General features: G+C 51.4%; 26 protein-coding genes. 16 read left to right on the top strand and 10 right to left on the bottom strand.

Annotated elements, in window-relative coordinates:
* Positions 1–47 precede the first annotated feature (47 nt).
* From ABFZ84_RS03655 to ABFZ84_RS03645, 3 genes are all read left to right on the top strand, one after another.
* Complete coding sequence (locus ABFZ84_RS03655) at positions 48–1,055, top strand: 2-hydroxyacid dehydrogenase (protein ID WP_369312559.1); 1,008 nt, start codon at positions 48–50, stop codon at positions 1,053–1,055.
* Between the two features lie 6 nt (positions 1,056–1,061).
* Positions 1,062–1,679, top strand: a complete 618-nt coding sequence (locus tag ABFZ84_RS03650) for a class I SAM-dependent methyltransferase (protein ID WP_369312558.1) — start codon at positions 1,062–1,064, stop codon at positions 1,677–1,679.
* Between the two features lie 165 nt (positions 1,680–1,844).
* Entirely contained in the window at positions 1,845–2,315 is a 471-nt protein-coding gene (locus ABFZ84_RS03645) for a DUF2141 domain-containing protein (RefSeq protein WP_369312557.1), read from the top strand.
* Here the strand turns inward: ABFZ84_RS03645 and ABFZ84_RS03640 are convergent.
* The 5 genes from ABFZ84_RS03640 to rdgB are packed head-to-tail and all read right to left on the bottom strand — an operon-like array spanning position 2,312 to position 6,086.
* Positions 2,312–3,064: a HesA/MoeB/ThiF family protein gene (locus ABFZ84_RS03640; RefSeq protein WP_369312556.1), complete on the bottom strand. Its 753-nt coding sequence runs from the start codon at positions 3,062–3,064 to the stop codon at positions 2,312–2,314. The two genes, ABFZ84_RS03645 and ABFZ84_RS03640, sit on opposite strands and share 4 nt — an antisense overlap.
* A gap of 42 nt (positions 3,065–3,106) precedes the next feature.
* Complete coding sequence (locus ABFZ84_RS03635) at positions 3,107–3,553, bottom strand: DUF2721 domain-containing protein (protein ID WP_369312555.1); 447 nt, start codon at positions 3,551–3,553, stop codon at positions 3,107–3,109.
* Positions 3,554–3,568: 15 nt separating this feature from the next.
* Complete coding sequence (gene hemW / locus ABFZ84_RS03630; protein WP_369312554.1) at positions 3,569–4,693, bottom strand: radical SAM family heme chaperone HemW; 1,125 nt, start codon at positions 4,691–4,693, stop codon at positions 3,569–3,571.
* On the bottom strand, positions 4,690–5,478 hold the full coding sequence (gene bla, locus ABFZ84_RS03625) for a subclass B1 metallo-beta-lactamase (protein ID WP_369312553.1): 789 nt from the start codon (positions 5,476–5,478) through the stop codon (positions 4,690–4,692). Before bla ends, hemW begins: the two co-directional genes overlap by 4 nt.
* Positions 5,478–6,086, bottom strand: a complete 609-nt coding sequence (gene rdgB / locus ABFZ84_RS03620; RefSeq protein ID WP_369312552.1) for an RdgB/HAM1 family non-canonical purine NTP pyrophosphatase — start codon at positions 6,084–6,086, stop codon at positions 5,478–5,480. The genes bla and rdgB overlap by 1 nt, the downstream gene beginning before the upstream one ends.
* A 234-nt stretch (positions 6,087–6,320) precedes the next feature.
* Between rdgB and ABFZ84_RS03615 the strand changes: the two genes are divergently transcribed.
* The 4 genes from ABFZ84_RS03615 to ABFZ84_RS03600 all read left to right on the top strand — a co-directional run bounded on the left by ABFZ84_RS03615 (position 6,321) and on the right by ABFZ84_RS03600 (position 7,984).
* Positions 6,321–6,455, top strand: a complete 135-nt coding sequence (locus ABFZ84_RS03615; protein WP_369312551.1) for a hypothetical protein — start codon at positions 6,321–6,323, stop codon at positions 6,453–6,455.
* Between the two features lie 203 nt (positions 6,456–6,658).
* Positions 6,659–7,186: a DUF2975 domain-containing protein gene (locus ABFZ84_RS03610; RefSeq protein WP_369312550.1), complete on the top strand. Its 528-nt coding sequence runs from the start codon at positions 6,659–6,661 to the stop codon at positions 7,184–7,186.
* 19 nt (positions 7,187–7,205) lie between these two features.
* The gene (locus ABFZ84_RS03605) at positions 7,206–7,778 is read left to right on the top strand and encodes a DUF2975 domain-containing protein (protein ID WP_369312549.1); all 573 of its coding nucleotides are present in this window, start codon (positions 7,206–7,208) and stop codon (positions 7,776–7,778) included.
* Entirely contained in the window at positions 7,778–7,984 is a 207-nt protein-coding gene (locus ABFZ84_RS03600; RefSeq protein ID WP_369312548.1) for a helix-turn-helix domain-containing protein, read from the top strand. The genes ABFZ84_RS03605 and ABFZ84_RS03600 overlap by 1 nt, the downstream gene beginning before the upstream one ends.
* Before the next feature lie 2 nt (positions 7,985–7,986).
* On the opposite strand, the gene ABFZ84_RS03595 is transcribed toward ABFZ84_RS03600, so the two are convergent.
* On the bottom strand, positions 7,987–9,321 hold the full coding sequence (locus ABFZ84_RS03595) for an MFS transporter (RefSeq protein ID WP_369312546.1): 1,335 nt from the start codon (positions 9,319–9,321) through the stop codon (positions 7,987–7,989).
* Between the two features lie 125 nt (positions 9,322–9,446).
* On the opposite strand from ABFZ84_RS03595, the gene ABFZ84_RS03590 reads away from it, so the two are divergent.
* The 6 genes from ABFZ84_RS03590 to ABFZ84_RS03565 all read left to right on the top strand — a co-directional run bounded on the left by ABFZ84_RS03590 (position 9,447) and on the right by ABFZ84_RS03565 (position 14,341).
* A complete protein-coding gene (locus tag ABFZ84_RS03590) occupies positions 9,447–9,941 on the top strand; it encodes a GFA family protein (protein WP_369312544.1) in 495 nt (164 codons plus the stop codon).
* A gap of 36 nt (positions 9,942–9,977) precedes the next feature.
* Positions 9,978–11,150 (top strand): 23S rRNA (adenine(2503)-C(2))-methyltransferase RlmN, encoded by a 1,173-nt coding sequence (gene rlmN, locus ABFZ84_RS03585; protein ID WP_407067102.1) that lies wholly within the window; start codon positions 9,978–9,980, stop codon positions 11,148–11,150.
* A 1-nt stretch (position 11,151) separates the two neighbouring features.
* Positions 11,152–11,571 carry an alternative ribosome rescue aminoacyl-tRNA hydrolase ArfB gene (gene arfB, locus ABFZ84_RS03580; RefSeq protein ID WP_369312542.1) on the top strand — a complete coding sequence of 140 codons (420 nt, stop codon included), beginning with the start codon at positions 11,152–11,154 and terminating at the stop codon, positions 11,569–11,571.
* 92 nt (positions 11,572–11,663) lie between these two features.
* Positions 11,664–12,224 carry a hypothetical protein gene (locus ABFZ84_RS03575; protein ID WP_369312541.1) on the top strand — a complete coding sequence of 187 codons (561 nt, stop codon included), beginning with the start codon at positions 11,664–11,666 and terminating at the stop codon, positions 12,222–12,224.
* 280 nt (positions 12,225–12,504) lie between these two features.
* Positions 12,505–13,176, top strand: a complete 672-nt coding sequence (locus ABFZ84_RS03570; protein WP_369312540.1) for a hypothetical protein — start codon at positions 12,505–12,507, stop codon at positions 13,174–13,176.
* Between the two features lie 52 nt (positions 13,177–13,228).
* Entirely contained in the window at positions 13,229–14,341 is a 1,113-nt protein-coding gene (locus ABFZ84_RS03565) for a glycerophosphodiester phosphodiesterase family protein (protein WP_369312539.1), read from the top strand.
* An 81-nt stretch (positions 14,342–14,422) separates the two neighbouring features.
* Here ABFZ84_RS03565 and aceA read toward each other — a convergent pair whose 3' ends face one another.
* Positions 14,423–15,712 (bottom strand): isocitrate lyase, encoded by a 1,290-nt coding sequence (gene aceA / locus ABFZ84_RS03560; protein WP_369312538.1) that lies wholly within the window; start codon positions 15,710–15,712, stop codon positions 14,423–14,425.
* 252 nt (positions 15,713–15,964) lie between these two features.
* On the opposite strand from aceA, the gene ABFZ84_RS03555 reads away from it, so the two are divergent.
* From ABFZ84_RS03555 to ABFZ84_RS03545, 3 genes are all read left to right on the top strand, one after another.
* Entirely contained in the window at positions 15,965–17,377 is a 1,413-nt protein-coding gene (locus ABFZ84_RS03555) for a helix-turn-helix domain-containing protein (RefSeq protein ID WP_369312537.1), read from the top strand.
* Positions 17,378–17,496: 119 nt separating this feature from the next.
* A complete protein-coding gene (locus ABFZ84_RS03550) occupies positions 17,497–19,380 on the top strand; it encodes a DUF885 domain-containing protein (protein WP_369312536.1) in 1,884 nt (627 codons plus the stop codon).
* A 64-nt stretch (positions 19,381–19,444) separates the two neighbouring features.
* Positions 19,445–20,242, top strand: a complete 798-nt coding sequence (locus tag ABFZ84_RS03545; protein ID WP_369312535.1) for a glycosyltransferase family 2 protein — start codon at positions 19,445–19,447, stop codon at positions 20,240–20,242.
* On the opposite strand, the gene ABFZ84_RS03540 is transcribed toward ABFZ84_RS03545, so the two are convergent.
* From ABFZ84_RS03540 to ABFZ84_RS03530, 3 genes are all read right to left on the bottom strand, one after another.
* On the bottom strand, positions 20,239–20,718 hold the full coding sequence (locus ABFZ84_RS03540) for a CC0125/CC1285 family lipoprotein (protein WP_369312534.1): 480 nt from the start codon (positions 20,716–20,718) through the stop codon (positions 20,239–20,241). The two genes, ABFZ84_RS03545 and ABFZ84_RS03540, sit on opposite strands and share 4 nt — an antisense overlap.
* An 85-nt stretch (positions 20,719–20,803) precedes the next feature.
* A complete protein-coding gene (ppk2, locus tag ABFZ84_RS03535; protein WP_369312533.1) occupies positions 20,804–21,598 on the bottom strand; it encodes a polyphosphate kinase 2 in 795 nt (264 codons plus the stop codon).
* A complete protein-coding gene (locus ABFZ84_RS03530) occupies positions 21,595–22,512 on the bottom strand; it encodes an Hsp33 family molecular chaperone (protein ID WP_369312532.1) in 918 nt (305 codons plus the stop codon). The genes ppk2 and ABFZ84_RS03530 overlap by 4 nt, the downstream gene beginning before the upstream one ends.
* Positions 22,513–22,514: the final 2 nt, after the last annotated feature.

Genomic DNA, 22,514 nt, shown 5'->3' with positions numbered 1-22,514 from the left:
ACCAGACCGTTATTTTCGCAAAAGCTTTAGGACGCAAGGCACAACGCATGAATCCAAAGAACCTAAAAGTGGCGCTTACGCGACGATTGCCTTCGCCGGTGGAGGCGCGCCTTTCTGATCTCTTTGATACGACCTTGCATGATTCCGATGAGCCCCTGTCACCAGAGAGGCTAGTGTCTCGCGCGCAGGACGTTGATGTGTTGGCCCCCACATTGGGTGATCGTCTAGATAATGCATTTTTTGATGCTGTCGGCCCGCGCTTGCGAATGGTTGCGAATTTCGGCGCCGGCACTGATCATATAGATGTGGCTGCAGCGAATGCCCGGGGGATAACCGTCACCAATACGCCATCGGTTTTGGCCGAAGATGCGGCTGATATGGCGATGACCCTTATCCTTGCAGTGCCGCGCCGACTGGTCGAGGGTGTCCGCTCGCTTGAAAGTGGAAATTTTGAAGGATGGTCGCCCACATGGATGTTGGGTCGACGGGTGCGCGGTAAAAAGCTCGGTATCATTGGCCTTGGACGCGTGGGCGAGGCTATTGCACGCCGCGCAAAGGCGTTTGGGCTTTCAATTCATTACCATAATCGTAGTCCGATCAATCCGCATATCGCAGAAGAATTGGGCGCGACCTATTGGGACAGTCTCGATCAAATGTTAGCGCGGGTTGATATAATCTCAATTAATTGTCCGCATACCCCTGCAACGTTTCACCTGTTGTCCCGTCGCCGTTTAGAATTACTGCAACCACAGGCTTATGTGGTCAATGTTTCGCGCGGAGAAACCATTGATGAAGAAGCGCTTGCAAGCATGATCGAAGAAGGCCGTCTCGCGGGGGCAGGGCTTGATGTTTATGAACGCGGTGCCCCGAGTGAAAAGCTCATGAAAGCACCGAATGTGGTGCTGTTACCGCATATGGCATCGGCCACCGTTGAAAGCCGTATGGAAATGGGCGAACGGATGATCATCAATATAAAAATGTTCGCAGACGGACATAAGCCGCCCGATCGCGTTATTTTGGGTTTGGATGACGGCCGCTTGCCGCGTGTTGGGTAAGGCGTCGTGGGCTGGTACGGTGAATACATTGAACCGGCTCTTGTTTCCTGCGCATGTGGCCTGAAGGCTATATCGAAAGAGCGCGTAAAGATCGTTCCCAAAGCGACTGGGCGTGTCTTGGAAATTGGATTTGGCTCTGGCCATAATGCCCCTTTTTATAACCAGTCTGCCATTGAGCACCTTTATGCGCTTGAACCGTCAGCGGCTATGCGTAAGCGTGCGCAGAAACGTGTCGCAGATTTGGCAATTCCAATGGAGTGTCTGGATTTGCCTGGGGAAGAAATTCCGCTTGCGGATGAAGTCGTGGACACGGTGTTGGTGACGTTTACGCTCTGCACGATACCGGATGTAGAAAAGGCTCTGGCAGGTATGCGCCGGGTATTAAAACCTGACGGCAAACTGGTCTTTCTCGAACATGGACTTGCGCCCGACGCGGGCATCGCTAAATGGCAAAACCGCTTAAACGGGGTATGGGGCAAGCTTGCTGGTGGTTGTAACCTCAACAGAGACACCACCCTGATGATCCGAAATGCTGGGTTTGATATTAAAAGCGTGGATCAGCATTATGCCGCGGGTTCGCCAAAATTTGCCGGATATATGAGCTTGGGCGTGGCCGGTCGGTAACAGCTCATCACTTCGGCGCGAATTTTCCCAAATTTTAGTTGAATCGCAATTTTCCGGGCGCATCATATAGTTAAGCCAGAGTTAAAAGGCTTGATTTATGGGCGCTCTTGCCCATTTATCCGGCCCCGCTGTCGTTTATAAAATATAGAACTGAAAGTTTGTATCGTGCGTAAGCTATTGGGGATCGTCGTTTTAGGGGTAATGGCCGGAGCCGCACATGCGGATTCTGTTCCTGATCAATTTGATATGGCGTTGAAATACGCTGACCCGTCACGTGTGGTTGCGGCGGTAAACACCGAGTTCACTGCACAGCCGGGCCAATCTGTCCGTTTGAGTGTCTATGATAGCGAAGAGGCTTTTCTACAGTCTGCGCGAATAAAGCACCAAGCGTCGATTGGCGAAGATGGCGTTGCGGTTTTGAACCTTTATGGCTTGGAGCCGGGTGAATATTCATTTGCGGCGTATCTTGATGAAAATGGTGACGGTGTTCTCAACCGTGGCAAAGTTCTTGGTCGTCCGAAAGAACCAGTGGCATTTTCAAATGGCTTCGTGCCAAAACTACGCAAACCGCGCTATGATGAAACCAAAGTTTCCGTCGCTCCCGGTAGCGTAGTTGTCATTACACTGAAAGATTAAACGCCGCAGTCAGGGCATTTCGGGTCTGCGGGTAACTGCACGGTGCGAAACTGTGCGGCCAACCCATCATATAACATCAGCTTGCCAGCAAGACTGTCGCCGATTTCTAGAACTTCTTTTAACGCTTCGGTGGCGGCAAGCGTGCCCATGACGCCTGCAACCACCCCAAGTACGCCTTCCTCAGCGCAATTAATTTGTTCCTCGCGCGGTGGCTCTGTGGGCACCAAACAGCGATAACAGGGTAGAACGCCCGGATGCTCAAACGGTTTAAAGGTCGCTAACTGTCCCTCGAACCGGCCAAGAGCCGCAGAGATCAAGGTGGTTTTGGTGGCGATGGCCGCGCGGTTAAGGACGTAGCGGGTCTCGAAATTATCAACCCCCTCAATCACTAGGTCATAGTCGGCCATGATCATTTGTGCGTTATCATCATTGATCCGAGGGTGCGGAATGACGGACACGCCGGGGTTAAGCCGGGCCACAGATGCGGCGGCGGCATCTGTTTTGGGGCGGTCAATATCTGCGGTCGCAAAGATGATTTGCCGTTGCAGATTCGATAATGCCACGACGTCGTCATCAGCAATACCGAGCGTGCCAATCCCCGCTGCCGCAAGGTATGAAATGATGGGTGCGCCCAGGCCGCCAGCGCCAATAACCAAAACCTTCGCGGCTAACAGCTTTTTTTGCCCTTGTCCGCCAACTTCGCGGAGAAGAATGTGCCTCGCATAGCGTTGTTTTTGTTCTGGTGTCATGGGGGTATTCTGGGCCAAGCGTGGCAGCGGTTCAATCGCCGCTTATTTTGCAAATAATGCCGCGCGCACACGCAAGGTACGCGTCGCAACTGAAATTTCCATCAAGAATAGAATTAGTCCGACAATCATGGCCAGCATTGTTGTGATGAACATGATCGCAATCAATGCTTCGATATTTGCGGCAATGAATTCACCAATAAAAAGCGTTGCGACGACCACGCAAATCAACAGTGCGGCGGTTGAGAAAAGCCAGATGGCGCGCTGTGCATAGAGCATCCGTTTATCGAGGGCACCCAACTCCTCTTTTATCCGTGACAAATTGTTGGGGTCGGGTTGGTCGGCGAGCTGTGCTTCCAAAACGCGCGCACGATCAATGACCCGCGCAAGGCGGTGGGTGACTACATTAAGCAGTGCGCCAATACCGGCTAGCAAGAACACCGGCGCGACCGCAAGCTGGATGATATGGCTAACATCTAAAACTTCATTCATGGGCGTTTAGTCGCATTATCCGAGTAGCTCGTAAAGAAGGCGGTTTAACAAACGCCGACCATCATCGGTGGCGATAAGCTGGTTTTGATCCCATGACAAAAGGCCGTCTGAACAGAGCTGGTGAATGGTTTCAATCCGTTTTTCTTTCTCAAAATAGGGATCGTTTGCGCTAAGTGGTATCCCCTCGGCTAACCGTAAGCCCATTGAAAAGCGTTCTGTCAGTGCTTCGTCTTTGCTAAGCGGCGTTTCCATTGTCGGTGCGCCGACAAGATAATCGGCGGGTTTGAGTGGCGTTTCGGTGGCTATCCGTATGTCGTTTTCGGTTATGCGCCCGTGGGCACCGGGACCAATGCCAATATAATCAGCATTCGTCCAATATATCATATTGTGACGTGACACATGGCCGGGCTGTGCGTGATTTGAAATCTCGTAAGCGGGCATACTCGCTTCAGTTGTGCGCGCCTGCGCGAGATCAAACATGTCCGCGCATAAATCTTCGGTGGTGGGTTGCCAGCGCCCCGCCGCGACCGCTTTGCTGAATGCTGTGCCCGGCTCAATCGTGAGTTGGTAAAGCGATAAATGCGAGGCCCCCAGCGCCAGAGCTTCGGCCAGTTCTTCGTCCCAAGCGGCTAGGCTTTGGTTGGGCCGCGCATAGATGAGGTCGAACGTCGTGCGCGAAAAGATATCATTGGCGGTTTCAATCGCGCGTCGGGCGGCGGCCGCATCATGGTCGCGGCCCAGAAATTTCAACGCATCATCCCGTAGCGATTGAACCCCTAAGGATAGGCGATTGATACCGACTTGAGCGAGGTCCGAAAATTTTGCGCGCTCAGCATCTGTTGGATTGGCTTCGAGTGTGATTTCCGCATCATCCGAAAACCCCCATTGGTGGTCGCAATGATTGATCACTGCTTCGATCACAGACAGGGGCGCAAGTGACGGTGTGCCGCCCCCGAAATAGAGGCTCGATAAAGTTCGCCCATTGGTGCGGCTTGCCCATCGGTCGATGTCTTCGGTTAGCGCTTTTATCCACGCAGCTTCGTCGATTTGCCGGTTTTTGTAGACGTTAAAATCGCAATAGGGGCAAATCCGGGCGCAATAAGGCCAATGTAGATAAACCCCAAAGGGGGCGTTACTCATTGGGCGTTCGCCGCTTCAACAAGGGTGATCGTATGGTCGAGCAATGCTCGTTCGCCTGCGCTGGCGTGGCTGGGGACAATAATTTCGGCCTCGGGAAATGTCGTTGCGACATTGTGAACGGACTGTGCCCATTGGCTAAGGTCCGCGTCCTCGGTGTTGCCCAGGCTATTTGAATTTCCGGGCCTGATCAGGCAACCAACAAAAAGGACCTTTGTTGGGGCATGATAAACCACAATATTGTCGTGCGTATGGCCCGGCCCCGGATAATACACCGTAATCGGACCATCATGATCAATACCGTTCTCAGTCCATCCCATCAGGTTTTCTTTATCTTGGTGTTCAAGTATCGAATATGTTGTGGGGCTTAGGCTGCGCGCGGGGGCATCTTGGTTGGTCAATGGATGCGCGCGACCACCAATGCCGTGTTTGTTAAGTGCGGGAACGCCGCCCATTTTATCTTGATGGGCATGTGTCACGATCGCCATATCTGGGTCAGTACCCAGCTTTTGATCGACAAGGTTTAATAACTCTTCGGTGTCGTCATTTGTCCATGCGGTATCGACTAAAACAATACCTTCTTTGGTTTTTATAACTAAACCTTGTGATAGAACTAATCCATATGACGCGATATTCGCATAGGATTTATGGACCCAAACATCCGGTGCTATTTGCTCAAGCGATGGCGCCGGAACCGCAGCAGCTTCAGAAACGGTTTCGCCACTCAATAAAGTGCAGGCACTTAGAAGAGGAATAATCGCGGTTAGAAAAATTTTCCTGACTTTCATTAAAAGCTCGCTTTTATCAGTTTACGGAATGCATCTGCGCGGTGGGACATATCATGTTTACGGTCAGGGTCCATTTCTGCGAACGTAATGTCGTGACCATTTGGTACAAAGATCGGATCATACCCGAACCCTTTGTCGCCGCGTCCGGGGAAAACCAGATTGCCGTTTACGCGGCCTTCAAAAACTTCCTCATGCCCATCGGGCCAAGCGAGGGCCAGAGCGCAGACGAAATGTGCGGTGTAGTCCTCGGTTTCGGCCTCGATCAGGGCATTTTCAACTTTTTTCATGGCACGATCAAAGTCACGCGGTTCCCCGGCCCAGCGCGCAGAGTAAATGCCTGGATCACCGTTTAGCGCATGAACGCAAAGTCCGGAATCATCTGCTAGCGCAGGTAGGTTTGCGGCCATTGCAGCGGTCCGCGCCTTAAGGGCAGCGTTCTCCGCAAAGGTTTTTCCGGTCTCTTCTGGGTCGATAAGGCCAATTTTTTTTGCTGACACGGCGGTGATGGCGAACGGTTTAACCAACGCATTGATTTCACGCACTTTTCCGTCGTTGTGCGAGGCGATAATGAGCTGTCCAGGGGCTAGTTTTCGGTGATTTTCGCGCATTATTTTATCCCTTTTCAACAAAAATTTATCGTTTTTCGGAAAAAACGCTTGCATCGTTTTTCGATAAGTGTATATCGTTATTCAACAAGACGACGGATCAACCATCGCAAAGCCTAAACGAACAACAGGGCGAAAAGCCCGAAATTAGAGACCAAAAAAAGAGCGGCCGGGCAATGCCCAAACCGCTCAAGAGATCAAACGAGATGCAAACACAGGAAAGAAAAGGAGAAACCCATGCGCTTCACAAACTCTGAGAATAATGTCGGTAGATTTGGCGGATTTGTCAATGGATTGGCGGTCCTTGTGACGATCACATTAATTGGGGCGGGCTATTTTTCAGCGCTCGGCTCATTCGCCGGAGTTGCTTAATGCAAAAAGCCCTACAACTCACGGCGGCTGGTAGCCTGATTGCTATCGCCGCCGGGTGCTTGATCTCTCTGGCCAGCATGGCCCCGCAGAAGGTAGAGATGAGCACTGACGACACTGCGAGAGCGTGTCAGACCAAAATCTGCCTGATCGCTTTTTTCTAATGCGTTCAGGCTACCTTTAACAACTAGACGGAGGGTGACCTTATGCGCGCGATTGGCAAGGGATCGCTAGCTTCAATTCTCGCAATGGGGCTGCATGTAACGCGTATCATCCTGTCGATAAGCCTGATCGGCATTGTCCTCATGTTGCTGATCATTCCCTTTATACCATCGCTGGCGGTGGTCCTGAGCAGTTTTGGCGAATTAGAGGTGGCGAATGACGGCGACGAGCGCTTGGTAGAGCTTGGTGTTTATCTCTCGGTCGCGCATGCGTTCGCGACAACGGCTGTCATGTTGTTTGTGGTCAACCGGCTTTTAGAGATTTTGAAAACGCTGCGACTTGGTTCGCCTTTTGTAAAAGAAAATGCTGACCGCTTTCGCGCCGTGGGTTACGCGCTTTTGATCGGCGAAGGCGCTAAATTCGCATTCGGGTTTTTATCCCTGGTGTTTCGTGTGGATATTGAGGTCAACAGCTCGTTTATTTCGTGGCTAGCGGTCATCGCTGTCTTTGTGCTTGCCGAGGTGTTTCACGAAGGTGCGAGAATGAAAGAGGAGCAAGACTTAACAGTCTAAGTTCAAAACAGTGCATAAAATGGAATCCAAATCAAAATCTACAACACTGCGTTCAGTCAGTATGCTGATAACGTTGTTGATATACACGCGCGCGATTTTGATCCTCAACTATTTGGCGGTTCCATATTATTATTTCGCTGGCTCTAATTGGCCCAAATATATCGGCTCCAATCCCGAAGACTTGGATGCAAAATGGCCGACACTTTACCTAGGTATTGAAGTGAACGAACGGATGACCCAATCGGGGCTCGTCATTGAATCGTTGTTTTTGCTGATTTCTGTCACTTTCGGGATCTATGTGATCGCGCAGATGTTGGCGATTTTGCGCAATGTGCAAAATGATAATGCCTTTGCGCGTGATAATGGTGCGCGCTTGAGGAAGATCGGGTTTGTCGGTGCCGCGGCGCAATTATCGATTTATTTTGTTTGGCTCACCGGAGCGGTATTGCAAGGGATGGGCTTAATAAGCGTTGAAGGCGTCGAGATGGGGCTTTCAACAGCGCCGTGGATTGGTGTTCTGATCGCGTTTTCTTTGGCGACAATTTTCCGTCATGGAACGGACCTTAAAGAAGAACAGGATTTAACTGTATAATGGCGATTTCGGTAAAACTCGACCGCGTCTTGCTTGATCGCGGCATGTCCCTGACGGAATTGTCAGAGCGTGTGGGTGTGACGATCGCCAATCTATCCATTTTGAAAACCGGCAAAGCAAAAGCAATCCGTTTTTCTACACTCGAAGCGGTTTGCAAAGAATTGAAATGCCAGCCCGGTGACATTCTTTTTTTCGACGACGATTAATTCTATTGATAGGGTGCGGCGGCCGGTTCCGTAACGGATTCGGGCGGGGGGCCGTCTTCGCTTTGCGGCACAGCATTGCCAACCGCACGGCTGCTCCATGCAAAAATTAGCAGGGCGGCTGCAAGACTAGACGATAAAACGTAAGGCGCTGCAGGGGACCATTCGTAAAGCGAAAATGCAACCATCGGCGAAATAATAAAACCGGTTGCCCCGGCTGAGTTAGCCAGTCCAATTGCGCCGCCTTGTTCTTCTGCGCTAACCCGCATCGAAGCGGCGGCAGTTGAAGCTGGAATCGCGAGGCCGGCCCCAAGGCCCCCAACCATCATTCCAATAATGACGGGTAACAATTCGGCGGAGCTGAGAATCAAAACATGACCAATGACCATTAGCGCGGGAGCAATTCGCATGAGCCGCGCTGGCGTTAGGCGTAGTCGCCGAACGATAAAAAGTTGCCCAAACAGCGATGAAAGCGCCCCAGCAGTAAGGCCAATACTGACATATCTAGTGGCATCAATATGATTGTACCCTAGGCGGTCGATAAAATAGAATGCAATCGTCTGTATGGGGATCGCATTGATAACCCCGAAAACAAGCGCAAATACCAAAAACGGAAGAAGGCGCCGGTCTGAAATTTTGACTTTGGCGCGATTTTTCCGTTGTGTTGGGCCTGTACGTTCCGGCAGAAATTTATAAACCGCGAGAAGCATGACGACGCCTAAAGCCGCAGTTGCATAAAAGGGGGCAATCGGCGCGATAAGTGATGTGGCGGCACCAAACCCCGGTCCAAGCATTGCACCGAATCCGAAGGCTGCTGAAAATCCGGCAATGCCTGCGGTACGATCTAATTGCGAGGTGCGGTCAGCAATATAGGCTTGGGCGGAGGGTGGGCCGGCAGATCCGATAAAGCCGTACAGGCTACGCATAGCGACCATCAACAGATAGAGCGGGAATCCCGAAAGCGCGCCTGCTAGCGCAAGCTGCACCGATGCGCCGAATAGAACCATCGATAGCGCAAAACCAAACATCCCAATCAGAATAAATGGTTTTCGTCCTTTCGTGTCGCTCATCCGTCCCCATCGCGGGCCCGTAAAGACCCACGCCATCGCCGAGAACATAAATATTGATCCAACCTGAAAGTTTGTCAGGCCGATTTGTCGTGCCAATGGCGGAAGAACTGAAAATACAATGGTCTGGCCCATCCCTGCACAGACAGCGCCAAACAACAGAATATAAATTGCAAAGCGTCGCTCTTGCGGGCTCGTCGCACTGGACGAGTAATCCGTGTTTGTTGGGTGCGAGGGGTTCGATGGTTGGTCCATCGCGGGTGGCTCTTCCATGTTGGTACTGTCTCACCATGACACGCGGGTGATTGCAAATTAGATTGTCAGCATAATGTTCGTCTTTTGCTTTTCTAAGACGCGATCACGCGATAGTGTTGGGTGTCTTTGAATTGGAGGCACCGATGCAGGAGGAAGAGCATTTTTCTGTGGAGGGTGGATGTGCGTGTGGCAATGTTCGTTATCGCCTGACGAATTCGCCATTGTTCGTACATTGTTGCCATTGTCGGTCGTGCCAACGAGAGACTGGTGCGGCATTCGCGCTTAACGCCCTTATCGAAACCACATGCATAGAGCTTTTAAGCGGGACGACGCAATCGGTTGATACGCCATCGCATAGTGGGCGCGGACAGAAATTTCACCGATGCCCTGCGTGTCATATTGCGCTCTGGAGCCATTATGCGGGCGCAGGCACCGCAATTGCATTTGTCCGTGTGGGAACGCTGGATGAACCCGATAATATTCCGCCCGATATTCATATCTATACAATGTCGAAACAATCGTGGGTTTCGCTCTCTCATGAAATTCCAGTGGTGAAAGAGTATTATGCCGCGCGGGACTATTGGCCGGAAGCCAGCTTGGAGCGTGCTCGGATCGCAAAAGGACAGCAAAAAGCATAGATTGCGAATTGGGCCCCGAGGCCCTATATCCGGCCTATTATGACAAGTCTCGATCTATCAAAACGGCCAGAAGGTCCGCTGAATGCGGGTTGTGCGGCACCCAAAAATCTCGCGGGTCTGACCCGTCCGGAGATCGCCCAGCTATTGGGCGAGGCTTTTGGGTTGGACGAGAAAAAAGCAAAAATGCGTAGCAATCAGGTCTGGCGCTGGATTTACCAGCATGGCGTGACCGATTTTGCGGCTATGACCGACATCGCTAAGGACATGCGGGCGGGTCTGGCAGAGCATTTTGTGGTCGCTCGCCCGGAAGTCACCGAGCGCCTTGTCTCGGTCGACGGTACGCGCAAATACTTGCTCCGGTTGGGGCCGGGGGTCGAGGTCGAGTGTGTATACATTCCTGATGTGGGCCGCTCGGGCGCGCTTTGTGTTTCCTCGCAAGTCGGATGTACGCTGGCTTGTACGTTCTGTCACACCGGCACGCAAAAACTTGTCCGTAATCTGACGGCAGCCGAGATCGTTAATCAGGTTTTGGCGGTAAAAGACGACTTAGAAGAATGGCCATCCAACGCGGATGCGCGGCGGCTTTCCAATATCGTCTTTATGGGCATGGGCGAGCCGCTTTATAATCTCGATAACGTCTCAAAAGCGATTGACGTTATTTCTGATGGCGACGGTATTTCGATTTCTCGGCGGCGGATTACGGTTTCAACGTCTGGCGTCGTTCCTGATTTTAAACGATTGGGTGAAGAAACTGCTGCGATGTTGGCGATCTCGTTGCACGCCACGAATGATCCGTTGCGCGATGTGCTGGTTCCAATCAATCGCAAATTTCCAATCGCGGAATTGCTTGATGCTTGCCGTAACTATCCTGGTGCTTCAAACGCGCGGCGCATTACGTTTGAATATGTGATGCTAAAGGACGTGAATGATAGCGATGCCGAAGCGCGGGCGCTGGTCCGGTTGCTCAAAGGTATTCCTGCAAAAATTAATCTTATTCCTTTTAATCCATGGCCAAGCGCGCCCTATGAATGTTCTTCATGGGAACGGATTGAAGCTTTTGCAGAGATTATCTCACGCGCGGGGTATGCCTCGCCTATTCGTACGCCGCGTGGGCGCGATATTTTTGCGGCCTGTGGGCAGCTGAAATCAGAAAGCGTCAAAAAGCGCGCAAGTGACGTCCGGCGCGAGGCAGCGGCGAACGCGGTCTAAGATGCGCGTCACGGATCAAATAGAAATTCAGGAATGGGAATTGATAGAGAGCTTTATTCGGGCTTCCGGCCCTGGGGGGCAAAATGTCAATAAAGTTGAAACGGCGGTACAGCTTCGTTTTAACGTAAAAAACTCACCATCTATTGATGAAGCCGTAAAACGACGACTGGCGTCCATCGCGGGCCGCCGTATGACGAAAGACGGCGAACTGATCATCGATGCTCGCCGCTTCCGCATACAAGAGCGCAATCGTGCAGATGCGCGCGAGCGTCTTGTGGTCATGATCGAGCGGGCGTCCATTCCGCCCAAACCGCGTAAAAAAAGCCGTGTTTCACTTAACCAAAAACGTAAACGGGTTGAGGAAAAACGGCGTCAGGGCGAAAAAAAGTCGCACAGAACACGGCCTACCCTTAACGATTGATCATATAACGCTGGTGCTGAAGTGTGATAGAAAGTACAACGTGTTTATTCTTATCGTGCCATCGGGCGCTAAATAAAATCGGGGGAGACGTTATGAAAAGAATATTGACAAGTTTAAGCTTGGTGTTTGTGCTTGTCACAAATGCAATAGCTGGCGATACGCTTACGGATGATCAGGCTAAACGCTTTGTCGAAAGTTTGGAAACGGTGAATGGGTTCGGTGCGGACCTCGAAGCGGCAGGTAAAACGGAACGGCTAGCGATAGATACCCAACCCAAAGCAGGCGAAAAATTTATGCCTTATACAAAAGCGCTCACTGCGCTGAAGGCGAACTATCCTGCTGATCACGCAAAGTTTTCAAAAATGATCAAGCCGCATGGTTTTAATGCGGAAGAGTGGAGCGGCGTTGGCGACCGCGTTATGGTCGCGTATCTGGCATTGCGAATGCAAGAGGATGACCCGCAAGCCATGGCGGCCCTAAAAGAGATGGACCGCTCTATGCTTGATATGATGCCGCCAGAAATGAAAACGCAAATGGAAGCTGCGATGGTGATGATTGACGCAGTGCAGAGTGCGCCTGCCGAAGATATCAAGGCGGTTAGATCAGTAAAACCTGAGCTTGACGCCTATATGGAGGCGCAAGAAAAGAGCTAACAGCTTTTTCTTTTGAGCGTAAAAAAACCCGGATGAGCGAACTCATCCGGGTTTTTTTACGAGGAAGGGTTCGCGTTATCGTCGTCATTGGAGGGGCACCAATGGTGATGGGGTGACAACGCTAGTGGGTGATTAAATCACCGAACCCAGTACATAAACGGTAGAGGCGCTAATCTCCGTCGTAAAAAGATGAAAATATTATTTCGACGGAATGCCCACGGCGTGTCGTTTAACTACGAAGTTCAAATTTCTCTATCACCTTGTCTAGAAAGCCCCAATTATGTTTCTTCGTTCACTGACCATTATTGTTCTTCTGTCTGCGGTCGCCGCTTGTTCGTCTTCACCGAAGGGTGGCCGTCAAGGTGGCGGGCCTGTTGGGGTGAATCAGCCTTCGGCTTTGCTTGCAAAGGCCCGAGATACGCAAGCCCAGCAAGGGTGTGCGCGTGCGATCCCCGCTTATCGAATCGTTTCGTCTTATGGGGCAGGCTACGAAGTAGCGCAGTTCGAACTTGGGGCTTGTCTATTAGAGGTCGCAACAGAAAACACCATAGAGGAAGCGCTGTTCCGATCTGAAGGGCTATTGTGGTTGCGGCGCGCTGCATGGGCCGGTAATCCACGCGCGCAGGGAAAATTAGCCGAGGTGCTTAGTGGCCTGAAGGTGTTTTCCGATGAACGAGTCGCGAGTGACCCGATAGAAGCAATGATGTGGGCCACAATCTATGACCGTAATGGTTCGCGCAATGTTTTTAGCCTTCCTGATATTCCAAACCCTGTGATCAACCACATCAACGGCCAGCTTTCACCCGCAGACTTGGCCCTCGCTCACGAGCGCGCGGCGGAATATCGCAAAATCGAAATGGCTTCGTTCGTGGCGCCAGAAGGTGCCCGCGGACAAGCAGGCTCGCGCGGCGAAGGCCAACGGCCACAAGGGAGGCGGCAGAGGCGTCGCTAAGGTTGAATTACTGATTATTTCATGGCCATTTACAGCGCGGAAAGCGGTGTGAATGATGGTTAGAAAGTTGGTCGGATCGACATTGTTGGTGTCAGTTGTGTTCGTTTTGGGCGTATCTTGCGCCCCAACGGATAGGCCAGTTGATGCTGGGTCGAGCGATGCTTCACAAGGTGTTTCGTCGATGAAATGGTCCACGTTAAGCGGTACGCCCCCGATTATTATCGCCCATCGCGGGGCGAGCGGATACCGGCCGGAGCATACATTGGCCGGGTATGAGCTTGCGATTGCACAAGGTGCCGATGTGATCGAGCCAGACTTGGTTTTCACAAAAGATGGCGTTTTGGTCGCGCGCCATGACCGTTATTTATCGACAAGCACGGACGTCGCGGACCATCCGGAATTCGCTGACAAAAAGCGGCGAAACCCTGATCCTAATGGTGAGGCGAGGGAGGATTGGTGGGCCGAAGACTTTACGCTCGCGGAGATAAAATCGTTACGTGCTCGACAGGCTTTCCCTGGTAGGTCGACCGAATATGATGGGCAATATGAAATCCCGACATTTGATGAAATTCTGACCCTTGCTACAGAGCAAGCGAAAACATTAAATCGGTCTGTGGGCGTATATCCCGAAACGAAGCATCCGGATTATCTTGAAAGCATTGGGCTTGATTTCGAAGATCCGATGCTGTCTGCATTACGTGGATTTGATGCGGGGCCAGTATATATTCAGTCCTTTGGGCCAAGTATTTTGAAGCGAATCTCGGGAAAAACTGACGCGAAACTCATTCAACTTGTCCATGAAGAGAGTCCCGGTAGCGGTTCAAATATTCCGCTTGCGGAGATCGCAGCGTATGCGGATGGTGTTGGCCCCGCGAAAGCAATCGTGCTGCCGGACGTTCCGATACTTGGTGGCGTGGACTTTGTTACCCGCGCGCATGAGCTTGGATTGCTTGTTCATCCGTGGACATTCCGTAAAGACCAGCCCGCGGGCCCAGGGGTTGCGACGATTAGCTTTCCTGTTGACTCGATTGCCGCCAAGGTCGTGAAAAGCGATGCGGAAGTTGAATTTTACAGATATTTCGCGGCTGGGGTCGATGGCGTTTTTACTGACTTTCCCGATATTGGGGCAGACCTTAGGGATGCGCTTGCGGACGGTGAGGACTGACAAAAAAGCCGCCGCGATTTTTACATCACGGCGGCTTTAGGTGGTGCATCCTCCCTGAAAAGAGGCACCTAAGTCCGGGGCTTACTCTGCCGCGGGCTTAAACTGGGCGGTCTCTGTGGATTCGTTCATCGCAGTTGTTGATGATTGACCGCCCGAAAGTGTGTTTGCAACAAGGTCGAAATAGCCGGTGCCAACTTCGCGTTGGTGGCGTGTTGCTTCGTATCCGTCTTTTTCTGAATCAAATTCAGCTTGCTGAAGTTCTGAATATGCTGCCATGCCGCGGTCGCGATATCCGCTCGCGAGCTGGAACATTGAATGGTTGAGGGCGTGGAAACCAGCCAGCGTAACGAACTGGAACTTGTAGCCCATTGCGCCAAGTTCGCGCTGGTATTTCGCAATCGTTTCTTTGTCGAGATTGGCTTCCCAGTTGAATGACGGTGAGCAGTTATACGCCATCATTTTACCGGGATATGCTTTTTGAATGGCCTCAGCGAAGCGGCGAGCTTCGTCGAGATTTGGTTTCGATGTTTCCCACCAAATTAGGTCTGCGCATTTCGCATAGTTCAGGCCACGAGCAATACAATGATCAACGCCAACACCTTCTTTAAGGCGATAGAAGCCTTCTGGTGTGCGACCTTGGTCGAAATCGATGAAATCATGGTCGCGCTCGTCAATGTCGGATGTAATCAGCTTTGCCGATTCAGCGTCAGTACGAGCAACGAGAACTGTTGGCACGCCGGCAACATCAGCAGCAAGGCGAGCTGCGTTTAGGTTGCGTTCGTGTGCTTTTGTCGGGATCAACACTTTACCACCGAGGTGGCCACATTTTTTCTCGGATGCGAGTTGGTCTTCGAAGTGAACCCCAGCGGCACCCGCTTCGATATAGGATTTCATAAGCTCATAGCAGTTGAGTGGCCCGCCAAATCCGGCCTCGGCGTCAGCAACGATCGGAAGGTAGTAGTCGCGTTTTACGTTGCCTTCGGAAAATTCAATTTGGTCTGCGCGAGACAAGGCGTTGTTGATACGCTTTGCGAGTTCGGGGCCGGAATTCGCTGGGTAAAGCGATTGGTCTGGGTATGTCTGTGATGCGACGTTTGAATCGCCAGCAACCTGCCAACCCGACAGATAGATCGCTTTCAAGCCGGCCTTCGCCATTTGAACGGCCTGATTGCCAGACAAAGCGCCGAGGGCGTTGATGTAATCTTCTGATTTCAGAAGCTCCCAAAGTTTCTTAGAGCCACGTTCAGCGAGCGTATGGGTGATCGGAACAGAGCCCCGCAGACGCTCCACGTCGGAGGCTGAGTAGTTGCGTTCAATGTAGTCAAAACGCCCTTTGGGTGTGTTGGGAACAAGTTTGTCAAAATCAGTCATGAAGAACTCCTCGTGGCTTGAACGAGCGCTAACCGCCCTGCTTGCCGTGACGATAAGCTGACGATATGGCGCTGCACAACGAAACGTGGGTGTAGTTGTGTGTGGGGACTCTCAAAAATTTGTTATATTGTAAGTTTTGTCATATAACTGGGTATGAGTTAGTAATTTAGCGTTTGTTTCTGATTCGAAATATTGCTGTTTCGGGTCGTTATACAAACATGATGTTGGAATGAAGACAGGAATCCGGGTGGTATGGCCAGAGAAACCAAGCCCTTATATGTGGGGCCTCGCATCCGGCGTATTCGTCGGGATCTTGGTTTAACACAAGCACAGATGGCCGCTGACCTAGAGGTTTCGGCATCATATGTGACCCTGATCGAGCGAAACCAACGGCCTTTGCCGGCGGACCTACTACTTCGGATCGCAGAGACCTATGGGCTGGATCTCAGTGCGTTTGCCTCGGGTGAGGATGATGTTTTCAATCAGCTAGAGGGTATGCTGGTCGATCCGATCTTTCATGAGTTATCAATCACCAAAGAGGATGTCCGCGATTTGATGTCGGCAAACCCCGCGATGGGGGAGGCTGTTGCGGCGCTCTATGGGGCCTATCGCGCCAGTCGTACTTCCGCGATGGAGGCGCGCGCAGCAGGAAAGGCTGGCGGCGTCGACTCGGTTGAGGAGGCGCGGGACTTCATCACGGTTACGCGAAACTATTTCCCAGTGCTCGATGAGATGGGTGAAGAGATTGCTGCTGCGTTGTCGAACGACGGCGGAAACTTTTTTGATGCGCTATCTAAACGATTCAAGACAAGGCATGGTTTATCCGTACGCGTTCTTCCGGCAGATATTATGGTGGGGGCATATCGCCGTCATGACCGGCACCGCAAGCAGGTGATGGTCTCTGAAGCGTTGGATCTAGCCAGTCGCTCGTTTCAGTTAACGTTACAATTAGCATTGATCGAAGGGCGAGCGCAGCTCGATGCGGTTGTCAATCAAGGCGCATTTGAAAGCGATGCGGGTCGGCGGTTGACGCGTGCAGCGCTAGCGAATTATCTCGCGGGGGCGATCATGTTACCTTATCGGAAGTTTCATCAATCCGCAGAGGAGCTTTCCTATGATGTCGAATCCATTGCTCGCCGGTTTGGTGCAAGTTTCGAGCAGGTCTGTCACCGGCTGACGACACTACAAAGGCCCGGTGCGGAGGGCGTTCCATTTTTCTTTTTGCGTATTGATGCGGCTGGTAATGTTTCGAAGCGCTTTTCCGGTGGCGTCTTTCCTTTTGCACGCTATGGCGGGTCATGCCCATTGTGGAATTTACATGATACATTCCGTACACCCCGAAAAATTCATACACAGACGATCCAACTTCCCGACGGCGAAACCTATTTCTCAATTGCGCGAACGGTTCATGGTGGCGAAGGCGGCTTTAATGCGCCAAAGGCAGAGCGTGCTGTCACATTGGGGTGCGAGCTGAAATATGCCGATAAGCTGATTTATGCGAAAAATACTGACCTGGGTGATGGTGCGCGGGCGCAAATTGGTGTGACCTGCCGGTTGTGTTCTCGACCTGCGTGCGCGGCACGAGCGCACCCGCCGCTGGAACGGCGCCTCATCATTGATGAACATCGCCGTTTGGCCACACCATTCAGTTTTGCGTTTGATTGAGCTGTGGTCGGGTTGTCGCCGATTGATCGATTGCTTAGCTTGTATCCAAGCGTCTATTGTGGCGCAAAGATTTATACAAGCGTCTATTGTGGCGCAAAGATTTATAACGGAGTCCCTGAATGACTGCACAATTTCGCAATATACTTCTTATTTCTGCCGCTAGTGTTGCGCTCGTTTCGGCTTGTGGCCGCGATGAAGAATCCTCTGCGGTGAATACATCATCAACGGCGACGCAAGAGGCCAATTCCGAACAGGCAAAGCCCGACGCGGGCCAAACAGCCAAGATCAATCAGTGGTTCGAAGCGCAGTTTGAAGCGGATGTTGCGCGTTCGCCGATGACGCAGACATTTCTTGGCCGCAAAACAAACTACGATAAATGGGACAATGTTACTGAAGAGTTTGAGCAGGAATCGTTTGAGCTGCAAATGGCAGCACTCAAAGAAATGCGTGAAACTTTCTCTCTCGAAAGTCTCGATCCATCTGCCCAACTTTCTTATCGGTTATTTGAATATGAAGCTGAGCAGGAGCAGCGCAATCAGCCATTCGACGATCACTGGTATGTGTTTAGTAATTTTCGGGGCCCGCATTCCTCTGCTCCGGCATTCCTAATTAATCAGCATAGGGTCGATGATGTTGAAGAGGCCGAAGCCTATATCGCACGCCTTGAAGGTATGAAGGAATACCTCGCCCAAAACCAAAAAAATGCTGAAGCGCAATTTGAACGCGGAATTTATCCGCCGAAATGGGCATACGCTAAAATGATAGAAACCTCGCGGAATATTATTTCCGGGGCACCCTATGATGATAGCGAAAAGCCTTCGACTTTGTTTGCGGACTTCAACAAAAAAATTGATGGGTTAGATATTGAAGACGAGCAAAAACAAGCTCTTAAATCGCGCGCAGAACAGGCCATGATCAATTCGGTCAAACCCGCCTATGAGGCGCTGATTGATATGTTCCAGACCCAAGCGGCGCAAGTTAATAATGATGACGGCGCTTGGAAGCTGCCCGATGGCGAAGCGTATTACGCGAACCGCCTTGAGGTAATGACCACAACCAACATGACAGCCAAAGAGGTTCATGATCTTGGTCTATCTGAGATTGATCGCATTCATGGCGAGATGAATGAGATCAAAGAACAAGTCGGCTTTGATGGCACGTTGCAAGAGTTCTTTGTTTATATGCGTGAAGATCCGGATGGAAAATTTACTTATCCGAATACGGAACAGGGGCGGGCAGATTACCTCGCAAAGGCAACGGAAATAATTGATGTCATGCGTGGCCGTTTAGACGAGCTTTTCTATACCAAACCAAAAGCTGATTTGGTTGTGAAGAAAGTAGAGCCGTTCCGTGAAAAGTCAGCGGGCAAAGCGTTCTATCAGCGTCCTGCGCCGGACGGATCACGTCCCGGTATTTATTACGCCAATCTTTATAACACCGCGAATATGCCGATTTATCAGATGGAAGCTCTGGCCTATCACGAAGGTATTCCCGGCCATCATATGCAGCTTGCCATTATGCAGGAGCTGGAGAACGTCCCTAGCTTCCGTCGATTTGGCGGATTTACGGCGTACACCGAAGGGTGGGGGCTTTATTCGGAATATATTCCGAAGGAAATGGGGTTCTATGACGACCCTTATTCTGATTTTGGACGTCTTGCGATGGAGCTTTGGCGTGCTGCGCGGCTTGTTGTTGATACTGGTATTCACGACAAAAAATGGACTCGTGAAGAAGCGATCAACTATCTGATGGAAAATACACCGAACCCGGAAGGAGACGTAGTTATGGCGATCGAGCGATATATCGCCATGCCGGGTCAAGCGACGGCGTATAAAATCGGAATGAACAAAATTCTCGAATTGCGCCGCCGGGCTGAGGCAGCCTTAGGCGACGATTTTGATGTCCGGGCTTTTCACGATGTGGTTTTAAAAGACGGGGCGCTGCCACTTGCTATCCTTGAAGAGCAAGTCGATGCTTGGATTGCGGCTTCTACAGCGAACTAAAGAACCTAAGAAACCGGCGCGCTAAGTCATTGGTGCGTCGGTTTTTCGTTTATTCGACGGTGGTATGACCGAAAAAACAACATTGCCCATTTCCGCTTATATTCGCACGCTCAACGAGGCGCGGATGATTGGTGATGTCGTGCAGTCTGCGCTGTTGATTGCCGATGAGGTGGTGGTCATCGACTCTGGCTCCACGGATGACACAATAGCGTTGGCGCGCGATGCGGGTGCTCGCGTGATCGAGCATGGCTGGCTGGGCAATGGGCATCAAAAGCGACTTGCCGAAGAGGCCTGCCAACATGACTGGCTTCTCGATCTTGATGCGGATGAAATTGTCACACCAGCGCTCGCGGCAGAAATAAGATCATTGTTTGCAAATGGTGAGCCGAGCGAAAAAATATTCAAAACTATGCTTGCGTTAGTGCCTCCGGTGGGCGCGCCCTGGACGACATTCGGGTTGCAATCTCGTCATAAGCTTTATGACCGGCGTTCGGTTCGAATGCCCGCTCATAAAGCATGGGATCAGTTTGAAATTCCGGCGGGCGTCGCGGTAGGATGTTTAGACGCGCCGATCTATCACCATGCGTTCACGGGCGCAGAACAATTTATGGCGAAGCTCAATCGGAATTCATCGGTTCGTGCGGCGGCACTGGCGATTAAACCTAAGCCATATCTCGCTCTGCGCATTATTTTTGGATTGCCATTTTATTTTGTAAAAAAATATTTATTGCAGCAATATTTTCGTGGTGGAATTTATGGATTTGCTATCGCTTTTATGTCCGCGCAGGGGCGATGGATGCGGGACGTAAAAATGTGGGAGCGTGCGAAAGCTGAGGCACGCTCCAACTTGAAAAACGATTAATAACGGGTCCGACCGCGGGTGTAATCTAGTACTTGGCGTGCGTCATAGACGCTTGCGCTTCGCGGTGGTGGGTTGTTGCCCATGATAATTTCAATCACCACAATGGCATCGTCGTCATAGCGGCTATCATAGCGCGGGCGAGTGTCATTTCGATCATTATAGGTTTGAAACCGATCATAGCGCTCAAAATCATCATCCCGGAAAGAGCGGTTCCGACTTATAATTTGGAACCAGTCATAGCGCTGATCAAGAGTGACTTCGGCAGCGCGTCGAAGGGCCCAATCTTGAGCTAACTGTGTATCGCCATTGTCTACGCGATACTGTACGCGGTAACGATTGTCATCTATTCTGTAGTCGGAATACCCAGCGTCCGCTTGGGACCGCGCCGGTTCATATCGTGGACCATAAGATCCGGTCGCGCAGCCAGCAAGCATTAGCGCTGCTAGCGCCATTACAGAAAATCCCTTGTTTTTCATCACGCGCTCCTCTTGGTATGCGTGAATGCAACAAGCAAGGTTAAGAATAGTTCCGATGGAAAAATTAGTGAATTAAGTCAATGCGCTATTTGTCCTCAGCGTAATAGTCTTTGACTAGGTTTAGCTCATCGAGTGATGGCTCGTTGTAATCACTGTCTTTGATGTTCGGGCGCGGCGGCAATTCGATTGGATCGAATGCTTGTTTATTAAATTCATAGGGAACACGATCCAGCACCGCGCGAATAATGTTTAATCGTGCTGTTTCTTTGTCATTGCCGTCGACCACTAGCCAAGGTGCGTGATCTGTGTGCGTTTGCGCAAACATTTTGTCGCGATACCGGGTGAATTCTATCCATAGGTCACGTGCCTTGAGGTCGATAGGTGAAAGCTTCCAGCGCTTGCGCGGATCGTTTGCGCGGTCCTGAAAACGTTTTTCTTGTTCCTCGGCGGAAACGTGAATCCAGAACTTGATAACGATCATACCGCTATCCACGAGCATTTTTTCAAAGTTCGGGACTTCGCGCATGAATTGTTCGTGCTCGTCTTGGGTGCAAAACCCCATGACAGGCTCAACAACGGCACGGTTATACCAAGACCGGTCAAACAGAACAATTTCGCCGCCAGCAGGCAGGTGTTTAACATATCGCTCGAAATACCACTGGGTACGTTCACGGGCAGACGGCTTTGGAAGGGCGGCGATACGCCAAATTCGCGCATTCATCCGTCTCATGATGGTTTTGATTGCGCCGCCTTTTCCCGCCGCATCGCGCCCCTCAAAGATGATTGCGACTTTCATCCCCTTGCGCGCGACTGTTTCTTGCAGTTTTGCAAGCTCGAGTTCTAGTGGTTCAAGTTCTTTGGCAAAGCGCTTTTTTTTCATGAGGTGATAGGTGTTCCTTCCGGTGTGAACCGGTATGTCTGGCGGCAAAACTCACAGGCTACGTTGATAGCATCACCCTCTACCATATCGCTTAGCTCTTCTTTTGAATAGCGCGCGAGAACGGCAGAGACTTTTTCCATCTCGCAGCTACATTCAGCACGTAGGGGCATGGAATCAAACGTACGCACACCATCTTCGTGGAAAAGCCGGTACAGCAGAGTCTCGGCGGTGATTGACGGGTCGAGTAATTCGTCGGCCTGTGTTGTTTCGATAAAAGCGCGCGAACGGTCCCAAATTTCCTGATCGTCACTAGATAAAAGTGATGCTTCACCGCGCTCACGCGTGCCGCCTTCACCGGGTACAAACTGCGCCATGATACCGCCCGCGCGCCATTGCTCTTTTTCTCCGGGGGCTTGAATGCGGCCAACGGCAAGCTTGATGACCGTTGGGATTTGCTCGGATTGGGCGAAATAAGAGACTGCGGTCTCGGCGAGTGTTTCGCCCTCGATTGCGGTTACGCCTTGATAGCGTTCCATATCAGCCCCCTGATCAATCGTCATGACGATCGACCCTTTGCCCAATAGGGCAGCCGCCCCCTTTGGCAAATCGTCAAGGCGATCAGCCTTGGCGGTGGCGCGTAAGGCACCGCCAGCGGAATAGTCCGCGACGACCAAAGAGGCAGGGCCATCACCTTGGGCCTGGAAGATAAGCTTTCCTTCGAATTTTAGCGCCGCGCCCATCATCGCCACAAGCGCTGTTGCTTCGCCTACGAGTTCGCTCAAATGGTCAGGAAATTCGTGTGCATTCAAAATTTGATCAATTGACCCAGAAAGCCGAACCATGCGGCCACGTACGGCCGTGTCAGCGATCTGAAACGGCAAAATGAAATCGTTCTGAGGAGAAGTTTGTGACATGA

It is taken from the genome of Hyphococcus lacteus, assembly GCF_041058985.1.
Taxonomy (GTDB): domain Bacteria; phylum Pseudomonadota; class Alphaproteobacteria; order Caulobacterales; family Parvularculaceae; genus Hyphococcus; species Hyphococcus lacteus.
This window is presented reverse-complemented; position numbering and strand designations above follow the sequence as displayed.